Annotated in this window: 11 protein-coding genes; 4 read left to right on the plus strand and 7 right to left on the minus strand. The window is 66.5% G+C overall.

Going from position 1 to position 10,977, the window contains the following annotated elements:
• Nucleotides 1-86: 86 nt before the first annotated feature.
• The 3 genes from GE300_RS21460 to GE300_RS21470 all read right to left on the minus strand — a co-directional run bounded on the left by GE300_RS21460 (nt 87) and on the right by GE300_RS21470 (nt 2,280).
• Nucleotides 87-422 carry a hypothetical protein gene (locus GE300_RS21460; protein ID WP_154449599.1) on the minus strand — a complete coding sequence of 112 codons (336 nt, stop codon included), beginning with the start codon at nt 420-422 and terminating at the stop codon, nt 87-89.
• Between the two features lie 436 nt (nt 423-858).
• The gene (locus GE300_RS21465) at nt 859-1,908 is read right to left on the minus strand and encodes a permease (RefSeq protein ID WP_233417292.1); all 1,050 of its coding nucleotides are present in this window, start codon (nt 1,906-1,908) and stop codon (nt 859-861) included.
• A 54-nt stretch (nt 1,909-1,962) separates the two neighbouring features.
• Nucleotides 1,963-2,280, minus strand: a complete 318-nt coding sequence (locus GE300_RS21470; RefSeq protein ID WP_154449603.1) for an ArsR/SmtB family transcription factor — start codon at nt 2,278-2,280, stop codon at nt 1,963-1,965.
• A gap of 371 nt (nt 2,281-2,651) precedes the next feature.
• Here GE300_RS21470 and GE300_RS24005 point away from each other — a divergent pair, with 371 nt between their 5' ends.
• From GE300_RS24005 to GE300_RS21490, 4 genes are all read left to right on the plus strand, one after another.
• Entirely contained in the window at nt 2,652-2,924 is a 273-nt protein-coding gene (locus tag GE300_RS24005) for a hypothetical protein (RefSeq protein ID WP_456064541.1), read from the plus strand.
• A 170-nt stretch (nt 2,925-3,094) separates the two neighbouring features.
• The gene (locus GE300_RS21480) at nt 3,095-4,072 is read left to right on the plus strand and encodes a glucose 1-dehydrogenase (protein WP_233417293.1); all 978 of its coding nucleotides are present in this window, start codon (nt 3,095-3,097) and stop codon (nt 4,070-4,072) included.
• Nucleotides 4,072-6,258, plus strand: a complete 2,187-nt coding sequence (locus tag GE300_RS21485; RefSeq protein WP_154449607.1) for a glycoside hydrolase family 15 protein — start codon at nt 4,072-4,074, stop codon at nt 6,256-6,258. The genes GE300_RS21480 and GE300_RS21485 overlap by 1 nt, the downstream gene beginning before the upstream one ends.
• Nucleotides 6,259-6,274: 16 nt before the next feature.
• A complete protein-coding gene (locus GE300_RS21490; protein ID WP_154449608.1) occupies nt 6,275-7,621 on the plus strand; it encodes a dihydrolipoyl dehydrogenase family protein in 1,347 nt (448 codons plus the stop codon).
• A 329-nt stretch (nt 7,622-7,950) separates the two neighbouring features.
• Here GE300_RS21490 and GE300_RS21495 read toward each other — a convergent pair whose 3' ends face one another.
• From GE300_RS21495 to GE300_RS21510, 4 genes are all read right to left on the minus strand, one after another.
• Nucleotides 7,951-9,267, minus strand: a complete 1,317-nt coding sequence (locus tag GE300_RS21495; RefSeq protein ID WP_233417294.1) for a sensor histidine kinase — start codon at nt 9,265-9,267, stop codon at nt 7,951-7,953.
• A 57-nt stretch (nt 9,268-9,324) separates the two neighbouring features.
• Entirely contained in the window at nt 9,325-9,996 is a 672-nt protein-coding gene (locus GE300_RS21500; protein WP_325063356.1) for a winged helix-turn-helix domain-containing protein, read from the minus strand.
• Between the two features lie 75 nt (nt 9,997-10,071).
• Complete coding sequence (locus tag GE300_RS21505; RefSeq protein WP_154449612.1) at nt 10,072-10,467, minus strand: hypothetical protein; 396 nt, start codon at nt 10,465-10,467, stop codon at nt 10,072-10,074.
• A gap of 178 nt (nt 10,468-10,645) precedes the next feature.
• Nucleotides 10,646-10,864, minus strand: coding sequence for a hypothetical protein (locus tag GE300_RS21510; protein WP_154449613.1), 219 nt, complete (start codon nt 10,862-10,864; stop codon nt 10,646-10,648).
• Between the last annotated feature and the right edge of the window lie 113 nt (nt 10,865-10,977).

Below are 10,977 nucleotides of genomic sequence, written 5' to 3' on the forward strand. Positions count from 1 at the left end.
GTCGAACCGCGCGGTCAGGTCATGGGCCCGATCGTCCCGCAGCAGATACACCGCCTGCCTGCCCGCACGCGCGCCCACCAGAAATCTCATCGCAAAACTCCTCGTTGCTTTTGCCCGTTTTTGACGATATTGCTGTTCTGTGTCAAATAAAATCGATTTTCTTGACACGGGCCGGAAGCCGCGAGGCGACGAGACATGAAACAGACAAGCTTTCTGGGCGATCTGCTGACGACGCTGTTCGAGCGCCGCCGCGTCGCCGCCATGACAAAGTATCCCGCAAGAACGAGCACCAATGTGGCGACCGCATTGCCTGCCAGCAGCGCGAGCGCCGCGTTGCGACGTTGCGCGACGGGGTCGCCGACATCGAGTTCCGTCACGATCCGTCCGACGTTCCTGCCCTGAACGGAGAGGGGCGCCATCACTCGCACGTCCGAGTTTCCGTTACGGCGACGACGGCACCATTGTCCAGAATCACCGGTGTCAGCCCAAGGCGGAATGTCTCGGGGGCCCGCGCCAAGGCGGGCAGGCCGATGCCCGCGCATGCCGCAGATCCGGCGAGGAATCGCCTCCTGTCCATGGAAAATGGCGTCCCTGCCCATACGTTAGCGACGGGAGCCGGCTTCGGGCAATGCAGCTCTTCTTCGGGCGCGACACCCTTGTATCGCGGCTGCAGGTCGACAAGGACGAATGCTGCGCCTCAGAAGCGCGACAAGACCCACATTTCCGAGCGCCAGCGCCGAGATCGTCAGAGCGCCGCCGCCGGCCCCCGTCCGGTGCTGGCTGCGGTCGGAGCGGCGAGCACAGAAGATGACCGGCCATCTCCGCGTGGTGCCGGTCACTGCCGCGTCGGTCATTGCGTTACAGGTTCAGCCAGAGCTGGAACAGCAGCCCTGATGTAAACGCGCCGGTCAGGGACAGCCCGATGTAGAGCAGGAAGACCGGCGGACGGGCCAGCGCCCAGACCGCCATGGCCGCCGGGATCGAGGTGACACCGCCTGCAACAAGAAAGGCCATGCCCGCGCCCGGGGCCATGCCCTGCCCGATCAGCCCGCCGACCAGCGGCAGGGCCGCATAGCCGTTGAGGTAGGCCGGCACGCCCACCAGCGTCGCGATCACGATCGGCAGCAAGCCCTCGCCCCCCAGCGTCGCGGTCACCGTTTCCGCCGGAATCCATGCCAGCATCAGGCTTTCGAGGATGAAAGCCAGCGTCAGCCATTTGGCGAGGAACAGCGTCGTGCTCAGTGCCGTCTTGCCAAACCTGGCGCGGCGTTCGGCATCTGCCCAGAACCGCCAGATCACGGGTTTCGGCGCGCGGATCTTCACGCCGCCGCAACCACCGTTGCCGATGCCCTCGCGCAGCGGATCGGCGAAGGCGCCGCCCTTCATTAGCAGGTGCACCACCGTGCCGCCGAACACGCCCAATCCAATCGCGGCGACGGTCTTGGCGATGGCGAACTCGAGGTCCAGAACGCCGGCCGTCAGCACGAACATCGACGGGTCCATGATCGGCGAGGCCAGCCAGAAGGCCATCACCGCCGAGAGCGGCACACCCATCGCCAGCAGTGCCGCGATCAGCGGGATCACCCCGCAGGAGCAGAACGGCGAGATGCCGCCCGCCAGCGCGCCCAGCCCGATCATCAGGATCGGCGCGCCCGAAAAAGCCTTCGCGATCAGGTTATCTGCGCCAGTCGCCCCCGCCCATGCGGCGATGGCGATCGACAGGATCAGAAACGGCGCGGTGCCCAGAAGCGCATCACCAGCGAAGAGCGCGCTGTCGGCGGCCTGTGGCGTATCGAACACCGCCAGCGCCCCAAGAATCGCGGCGGAGGCAAGCCAGACCCTCTGGTCTTGCCACAGATGTCGCAGGACGGACCGGCGGCCCGGCGCTTCCAGGGTTGTGTCAGTCATCGCCAAATCTCCGGAATTGTAGTTTTTTAAGGAGAGAAAATGGGCGCGCGTGTCTCATGCAGTATCCTCCGACGAGCGGAGCGCAACTCCGGCGCAGCATTCGGAGGTCAGGAAGCCGACAAGCGCGTGCATCGCGGGAAAAGCGACCCGGTTGAAGACCTCGCGTCCCTGCTTGTCCTGCAGCACGAGGCCGGCATCGACCAGCGTCGACAGATGATGGGCAAGCGTCGATGGCGCGAGGCCGAGATGCTCGCCGATATCGCTGACCCGCAGGCCGTCGTCGCCAGCCTTGACCAGCAGGCGAAAGATCGACAGGCGGGCATCGTGCCCGAGAGCGGCCAGAGCGCGGGCGTTGGGGCTGGTCGTGGTCATGGCAGTAAAATAACCACAACCCTGGTTTTGTAAAGGATTCGTCGCCAGAGCCGCGGCCGGGTTCACCCTCTTCGACGTCTTCTCTGCGCTTTCAAAGCGGCGTTGGCTGCAACCGACAGCCGCGGCGGGATCGTCATGGGCCAGGACATGCGGACCTCGCGCCCCGGCAGCCATGCCGCCGGCGTCGTGACCGACCGCGACCAGTTCGTCCACACGGCGGCATAGGGTGCCAAGATCGCGGAGCGCCACGCCGTGGCGGACGCCGGAGAGCCATCAGACAACTGCACGATGCCCCGGGTGGTCTTTACCGATCCGCAGGTGGCAGGGGTCGGTCTGAGCGAGCTACTGGCGCGCGATGCCGGAGATAGGTGTTGCCGCTCGAGCAGGTGCCGCGGGTTCAGGCGGCACGCGATACGCGCGGACCAATCGAACGCGTGGCCGGCCCGGAGACGGACCGGCTGCTCGGCGGGCAGATTGTGGCGCCCGCAGGGTCCGATACCATCCAGACGCTGGTGATGGCGCTGAAGGCGGGCATGACGACCGAGGAACTCGGCGGAACGGTCCTCCCCTGTCTGGCGACCGTGGAGGGCCCGAAGCTCGTGGCGCAGCCCTGCGTGGCCATGCTGAGCTGCTGCGCTGGATAAAGCCCCTTGCCGGCGGTCCGGGCCGCCCGTTGGGTGGGCCGGATCTCTCCTGCAAGAGGCGGCCGCGACGCGCCATTCTCGAGTCACCCGGAACCTTCCCCCATGGCTGTAGTTGGATACAGAGCCGTGTAGCTGGCGCGTCCGGCTGGAGTTGTTGGTGAAAGCACCGCATGTCGCGTTGGACCTGGCTGTTGGCCTGCGCGCCGGCTTGGCGGCGACCGAGGTCACGGAATACCCGCAGCGGGCGCTTTGTGCGGCCGCGCCCGAGAAGACGCGGCAGCAAGAGCAGCGTGTCCGGTTGGGGCCTCCGATGGGCCCGACCAGCAGATCTGGAGGATGTCATGCCGCAGTCGCAACTCGGGAACACCCGTGCGATCGTGACCGGCGCAAGCTCCGGCATCGGCGAAGGCATCGCGCGGGCCTTCGCCTCGGCGGGGGCGGCGGTCATCGTCAACTACCGCTCCGACGAGAGGGCCGCCGTGCGGATCGTCGGCGAAATCCGCGAGACCGGCGGTCGCGCCGAGGCGGTGCAGGCCGACGTCTCGAAGCCCGAGGATTGCGGCAAGCTCTTCGATGAGGCAGACCGCCTTTTCGACGGGACCGACATCGCGGTGGCCAACGCCGGCATCCAGCGCGACGCCGCCTTCACCGAACTGAGCCTCGACGACTGGCGCAAGGTCATCGACGTCAACCTGACCGGACAGTTCCTCTGCGCGCAGGAGGCGGTGCGGCGCTTCCGCCGGCAGGGGCTCGATACGAAGCGTTCTCCGGCGCTGGGGAAGATCATCTTCACCAGTTCGGTGCACCAGACCATACCCTGGGCGGGGCATGCGAACTACGCCACCGCCAAGGGCGGCGTGAAGCTGCTGATGGAAACGATGGCGCAGGAGCTTGCCTGCGAGAAGATCCGCGTCAACGCCATCGCGCCGGGGGCGATCAGGACCGCCATCAACCGCGACGCCTGGGAGGATGAGACCGCCCGGAAGAAGCTGCTGACGCTCATCCCCTATGGCCGGATTGGCGAAACCGAGGACGTTGCCGAGGCCGCGGTCTGGCTCGCGTCGGACGCGTCGGATTACGTGGTCGGAACGACGCTTTTCGTGGATGGCGGCATGATGCTCTACCCCTCCTTTCGCGAGGGCGGATAATGCCTGTCCGCAAGGACGGATACCTGCCCCTGCGGGACTACGCCCTTCTCGGCGACTGCCACGGCGCGGCGCTGGTCGGCCGCGACGGCGCGGTGGACTGGTTCTGCCCCGGCCGGTTCGACGCCCAGCCGGTCTGCTGGGCGCTGCTGGACGCGACGAAAGGCGCGACTTTTCGCATTGCGCCGACGGCGCCTTTCGAGAGCGAGAGGGCCTATCTGGACGGTAGCAACATCCTGTGCACCGTGTTCACGACTTCCCGCGGGCGCGTGCAGGTCACCGATTTCCTGCCGGTCCGCAGTGCGGCCGACACGCCAGAACCCTTCGTCGATCTCGAAGCCCCCGGTTGGCTGGTGCGCGTGGTGGAGGCGCTGGAAGGTCAATGCAATCTCGACGTCGCCTTCGAGCCCGGCGCCTGCGCGTTCGACCCGGAGGCCGGCGCTCGGCCGGACATGCGGCTGTTCCAGGCGGGCGCCCCGAGCGCGGAGCGGGTCCGGTCGGAGCTTGCCCTGGCCGAGGGGGAGCGGCGCGCCTTCGTCCTGGCGCCCCTTGATGCCGTGGCGGACGCGCCCGCCGAACAGGCGGACGCGCTGTTGCGGTCGACATCCGAGTTCTGGCGCGACTGGTCGGGCGCCTCGCGCTACACGGGTCCCTACCGCGCGGCGGTGGAGCGCAGCGCGCTGGCGCTCAAGGCGCTGACTTATGCGCCGACCGGCGCCATCGTCGCCGCCCCGACGACCTCCCTGCCGGAGGACATCGGAGGCGAACGGAACTGGGACTACCGCTTCAACTGGCTGCGCGATTCGGCTTTCATCCTCCAGGCCCTTGGCGGCCTCGGCTACGACGCTGAGGCGGGCCGCTACTGTGACTTTCTCGGGCGTTGCTGCGCCCAGTGCTTGCCGGACCTGCGCATCCTCTACGGGATCGAGGAAGGGAGCCTGGTCGGGGAACGTTGTCTCGATCACCTCGACGGCTATGCCGGCTCGAAGCCTGTGCGCGTCGGCAACGCCGCGGCGGGTCAGGCGCAACTCGACATCTACGGCGAAGTCGCCGACTGGGCCCTGGCTTACCGGGTCCTGGGCGGGCCGATCGACGAGACCCTGCGCGCCATACTGGAGGGCATCGCCGACCACGTTGCGCAGGTCTGGCGCAAAGCCGATCAGGGCATCTGGGAGATGCGCGGCGAACCGCGGCATTATGTGCACGGCAAGGCCATGGCCTGGGTTGCACTGGACCGCGCCATCCGTCTGCTCGGAGAGCGCGAAGCATGGTGCCAGGCGCGCCGAGAGATTCTCGAAGCCCTGATCTCCCATGCAGATGACGGTGACGAAGGCGGCTTCCGTCAGACCTTTGCCGGTGGCGGAATGGATGCCGCGCTTTTGCTGCTGCCCTTGCTCGATCTGCCTCTCTCCGACGATGCCCTCGACCGGACCGTGCGCGGCGTCGAGCGCAACCTACGCGAAGGCGATTACGTCCTGCGGTACCGTCTCGAAGACACGGATGACGGCCTGAGCGGTGGCGAGGGCGCCTTCCTGATCTGCTCGTTCTGGCTGGTGGATGCGCTGCTCTGCACCGGCCGGGCAGACGAGGCACGCGCGCTGTTCGAACGTCTGCTGGACAAGGCGAACGACGTCGGCCTCTATGCCGAGGAAATCGACCTGGACGATCATGCCTTTCTGGGCAATTTCCCGCAGGCGTTCACGCATCTGGCGCTGATCAACAGCGCCATCAACCTCGACCTGCACGCAAGAGGCGGTGGCCGGGCGCTTCGCGGCACCCACGCGGACCGCACAGCGCGCGCCGTACCGGGCGCAGGTGGCGACGTCCGCCTCGACCGGCGGGACGATGCCTCTCCGCACCCGCCGGTCTCGCGGTATGCCGACGTCGATCTGAAACGGGAGAGCCACGAAATAACATCACACGGACGGCGCGGCGTCCCTCTTGCGGCGATGGGTTCCGGGGAGGTTCGCAATCACGAAGTCGAAGAATGCGCCCGCTGTGGCGGCCGCTTCCCCGCGCCCGGGGTGGAACGCGGGGACCGGCTCTACTGCTGCGATAAATGCGCCTTGGGCCCAAGCCCCGGGATGAAGGCTCGCATGATGGCCCGCATGGTCCCCATGCTTGCCGGCCTTGTCGGCGCCGGGGCCCTGGCCGGCTGGCTGGCTGCTCGCGGCAGCCGGCGAACCTGATTGAAGGAATTACACGATGAGCAAGACCTACGACGTGATCGTCATCGGCAGCGGCATCGCCGCGACCACCGTGGCAATGCGCGTCAGCGCCGCGGGCCGAAGTGTTGCCGTGACGGATTTCCGCCCCTATGGCGGCACCTGCGCACTGCGCGGCTGCGATCCCAAGAAGATGCTGATCGGGGGCACCTCTGCCGCCGACCACGCCCGCCGGATGCACGGCAAGGGAATCGCGGGCGAGGTGCGGATCGACTGGCGCGAATTGCTGGAGTTCAAGCGCGGCGTCACGGACCCGGTGCCGGAGGAGAAGGAGAAGAGCTTTTCCGAAAGCGGCATCGCAACCTTCCACGGGCGGGCCCGCTTCGTTGGCCCGAACGCTGTCGAGATCGATGGCGACACGCTGGAAGCCAGCCACATCGTCCTGGCGACCGGGGCGGAGCCGATGAAGCTGGGCATCCCCGGCGAGGAGTACCTGATCGACAACGAGGGCTTTCTCGAGATGGAGAACCTGCCGCGCCGGATCGTGCTGGTCGGCGGAGGCTACATCGCCGCCGAGTTCTCGCATATCGCCGCGCGCGCCGGCGCCGAGGTCACGATCCTCCAGCACGGCGAGCGGATGCTCAAGGGCTTCGATCCGGACCTGGTCGGATGGCTGATGGAGAAATACAAAGAGATCGGCGTGACCCTGCACACCGGCACCGAGGTCAAGCGCATCGGGAAGACCGGCGATGGCTTCCGCGTCACCGCAGCCGGCGACGGCGGTTCGAGGACCTTGGAAGCGGACCTGGTCGTGCATGCCGCTGGCCGCAAGCCCGATTTCGAGCCGCTCGACCTCAAGACCGGTGGGGTCGAACTGCGGGACGGCAAGCTGGCCCTCAACGAATACCTGCAAAGCACGTCGAACCCGGCCGTCTACGCCGCCGGCGACACCGCCCAGATGGGCCCGCCGCTGACCCCCGTGACCAGCCATGACGGCAACGTGGTCGCGGCGAACCTGCTGGAAGGCAATCACAGCACGCCGAACTACACGGGCGTGCCCTCGGTCGCCTTCACCCTGCCGCCCCTTGCGCGGGTCGGGCTGAACGAGTCCGAAGCCCATGAACAGGGATTGAAGTTCCGCACCCGGTGCGACCGGACGCCGGGCTGGTTCTCGACGCGCCAACAGGCGGAATCCGTTTCGGGTTACAAGGTTCTGGTCGAGGAAGAGAGCGGACAGATCCTCGGCGCGCACCTGCTGGGTCCGCACGCCGACGAGGTCATCAATGCCTTTACCCTGGCCGTACGGCACGGGCTGACGGCCGATCAGCTCAAGGATACGATATTCGCCTATCCCACCGGCGCGTCCGACATCCCGTCGATGCTTTGAGCGAGGTTCCGGAGCCGGACGGCTCGTCAATTGCGCCGCAGCTGCACCCAAGCCTTGACGGACGGCTGCCCGTGCATTCCGCAGACCGGTGGCGCAGCGGCGTCGACGCGGCCGTCGCCCCCGGCCGGTGGCCATCGCTTCCGGGATCTGCGCGCCGGCGACTTCGCGCCGCGAGCCGCAATTCTCCGTCGCGCCGATCTGAACGAGCCGTTCGATCTTGCAAGCCGGCATGCTGACTCTCTGACTGTCCGTCTCTGGTCCCGCGCCCGTCGTTCGCGCCAAGCACCGCCGCGCGAGGCCATCCGGAGTGCCCGTTGAAATGGGCGTCCTCATGCGCGAGCGTTCCCGGTCCCTGCTGTCTGAAAGGTGATGACCGCCCTCAGCCCCGGCGCATTGTCCTCGAGAACCAGATCGCCGTCATGCATCTCCACGATCGCCGCGACCAGGCTCAGACCCAGTCCGTTTCCCGGGGTCGTGCGGCTGTGTTCGAGGCGGTAGAGCCGGCGCAGGACGTTCTTGCGCTCTGCCTCGGGAATACCGGGCCCGGTGTCGCTGACCGAGACGCGAACGGTTCCGGCCTGCGGCGCGACGCCGACCGATACGGTCGTTCCAGTCGGCGTGTGGCGCAGCGCGTTCTCGATCAGGTTGGCGAAGACCTGTCCCAGAAGCGATTTCTCGCCGTTCACCAGGATCGGCCGGTGGGGAATGTCCCGTGTCAACGCATGACCGGTTTCTTCGGCCGACGGCTCGTAGAGCTCGCAGAACGTGCGGGCCAGCGCGGCGATATCCACCGGTTTGAACCGCTGCTTCGGCGATCCGCCCTCGACCTGCGCAATCTGCAGCAAGGCCTGGAATGTCCTCACGATTCCTTCCGTCTCGGCGGTGGCCCGGTCGACCAGACTGGCAGCGCCCCCGTCCGGCCGCACCTTGTCCCGTAGTTGATCGAGAAGGACCGAGACGCGCTGGATCGGGGTCTTCAGGTCGTGGGCGATGTCGGCGGAAACCTGTTTCAGGGCGGATATCTGCTGCTCCTGTACTGCCGCCATCTTGTCGATCCGGGCGCCGATGCGGGTGAGATCGTCGGCGCGTCCCGGCATTGGCGCGACCCGCGCGGCATAGTCCCCGGTCGTCAGGCGGTCGAGCACAGTGTCGATGCGGTTCAGGCGGTGGACGGAGCGACGGGCCAGCAGCACGCCGCCGCCGACGACGATCAACGTGGTGGGGATCAGGCTGAACAGGAAGACCGCCAGGAACGCTTCCCGGAGGTCCTGCAAGGGCTCGGCGCTGAGGGCAATCGTCAGTTGGCCGCCGTGCACCGGCGTGCTCAGAACGAAGTAGTCGCCGTCGATGTCCCGCGCGTCATCGTCGAAAGACACGGCCGAATGTCCGTCTTCATTCGAAGTCAGTGCCGTGTTGCCGACGTGAAGCCCGCCAGGCAGAACATAGCTGAGGATTCGATCCTCAGGTGAGGCCGTTTCGGATTGCGAGCGGACAAAGGTGACCACCGCGGCCGTGTCCGGCAGGGCCCTGAAGCCCGCGACTTCCTGCTCCAGCGTCGCGCGCAACGCCTGTACGGTGTTTTCCCGCACGATCGCATAGGTCACGGCCAGGCTGGTCAGGCTGATCAGCGCAAACAGCGCGGCCATTGCCAGTGAAAGGCGCAGCGGCGTCGAGGTCCATATGTCTCGGGGGCTCGCCAGGGCTCACGCCTCGATCCGGTAGCCCGAGCCACGGACGGTGTGGATCAGTTCCGTCTTGAACGGCTTGTCGACCTTCGCCCGCAGGCGGCTGATATGCGTCTCCACCACGTTCGTCTGAGGATCGAAGCTGATGTCCCAGACGGCCTCGAGAAGCATGGTGCGGGTCTGCACCCGGCCCTTGCGGCGCAGAAGATGTTCCAGCAGAGCAAATTCCCGGGGCAGCAGATCGATGACCTGCCCCGCCCGGGTGACCTTGCGGCGCAGCAAGTCCATTTCCAGATCCCCGGCGCGGAGGACCGTCTCTTCCTGTGTCGCACGCGGACGCCTGGCCAGTGCCGCAACCCGGGCAGAAAGTTCTCCGAACGCGAACGGCTTCACGAGATAGTCGTCGCCACCGGCATTCAGCCCCTCGATCCGGTCGTCCACGCCGCCGAGCGAGGTCAGGAACAGCACCGGTGTCTGGTTCTTCGCGCCGCGCAGGGTCCTGACCAGGGCCATCCCGTCCAGACCGGGCAGCATCCGGTCCACGATCAGGACATCGTAATCTGCCGCGCTGGCCTGCAACAGCGCATCGCGGCCGTCTTCCATGACATCGACGACGTGACCCTCTTCGCGCAGTCCGTCCGCGACATAGGCACCGGTGGTCCTGTCGTCCTCGATGACCAGAATTTTCACTGCTTGCTCCGTCACATGCCGATGGCCCCGTTGGGGGCCACCGATGTTCTGTCATGAATGGCGATCCTGCGCGACTCAGCCTTTGTCGGCCTCGTCGTCATCGTCGTCGCCGTCGTCGTCAGCCCCGCCATGGTTGTCGCCGTCCTCGCCGTCCTCGTCGGCCTCGACCGCCATCGAGCCATCGGCCAGCGTGTAGAGAATCTCCTGCTCGGTCCCGTCGGCCATCATGATCTCGAACTCGACGATCGCGTTGCCCGCCGCCTCGTCGTCGAACTCCGCGCCGACGATCTTGCCGCCGGTCTTGGTCTCGACACCGGCCACAGCGGCCGCGACCTTGGGATTGGCGCCCAGGAACTGCTGCAGTTCCTCGGCGGATTTCGCATCCGAACCGGCATAGGCCAACGAACCGGCGAGAACCGACAGGCCGACCAGGCCGGAAGTGGCAGCGAGCGCGATCTTGTTGCGTTTCATGATGTAGTCTCCTTGGTGTCTGGCCGGGACCATCCCGTCCGATGAGACTGATCTAAGCGGTGCATCTCGCTCGCGCCTGACGGCCCGATTACATGTCTGTCATGATTCTTTCCAGCTGACAGAAAAGCGAAAACGGCGGGTGTTTCCCGCCGCGTTCCGTCCTTTTTCGCGTGTGTGTTCAGGCCGCTGCCGGTTCGGCTGCTGAGGTTTCGTCGTCGATGTCTTCGCCGCCCTTCCCCGCTTTCGCGATCAGGCTCGGTGCTGCGAGGCGCAGCGCCAGTGCGAAGGCCCCGCCCAGCACGACAGCAAAGCCGATGGCCATGATGCCGAAACCGAAGCCGGCGACCACGATCAGGGCGATCAGCGTGCTGGCAATAAAGGATTTGATCCGTTGCATTGTGAGGTCTCCTTGTTGCTACTGGAACAGGATGTATGAGCTGCCCCCCGAAAATCGGACAGTGACGGAAGCTACGATCTGACGTCTGCTGGTCTCCAAGAACGAGGAGAACA

Origin of the sequence: Halovulum marinum, from assembly GCF_009697225.1 — a bacterium.
GTDB lineage: Bacteria > Pseudomonadota > Alphaproteobacteria > Rhodobacterales > Rhodobacteraceae > Halovulum > Halovulum marinum.

Excerpts from the sequence above, each read along its gene's own strand:
- GE300_RS21510 (WP_154449613.1), bottom strand. The coding sequence starts at position 10,864 with ATGCAACGGATCAAATCCTTTATTGCCAGCACGCTGATCGCCCTGATC.
- GE300_RS21465 (WP_233417292.1), bottom strand. The coding sequence starts at position 1,908 with ATGACTGACACAACCCTGGAAGCGCCGGGCCGCCGGTCCGTCCTGCGA.
- GE300_RS21490 (WP_154449608.1), top strand. The coding sequence starts at position 6,275 with ATGAGCAAGACCTACGACGTGATCGTCATCGGCAGCGGCATCGCCGCG.
- GE300_RS21470 (WP_154449603.1), bottom strand. The coding sequence starts at position 2,280 with ATGACCACGACCAGCCCCAACGCCCGCGCTCTGGCCGCTCTCGGGCAC.
- GE300_RS21480 (WP_233417293.1), top strand. The coding sequence starts at position 3,095 with ATGTCGCGTTGGACCTGGCTGTTGGCCTGCGCGCCGGCTTGGCGGCGA.
- GE300_RS21485 (WP_154449607.1), top strand. The coding sequence starts at position 4,072 with ATGCCTGTCCGCAAGGACGGATACCTGCCCCTGCGGGACTACGCCCTT.
- GE300_RS21505 (WP_154449612.1), bottom strand. The coding sequence starts at position 10,467 with ATGAAACGCAACAAGATCGCGCTCGCTGCCACTTCCGGCCTGGTCGGC.
- GE300_RS21495 (WP_233417294.1), bottom strand. The coding sequence starts at position 9,267 with ATGGCCGCGCTGTTTGCGCTGATCAGCCTGACCAGCCTGGCCGTGACC.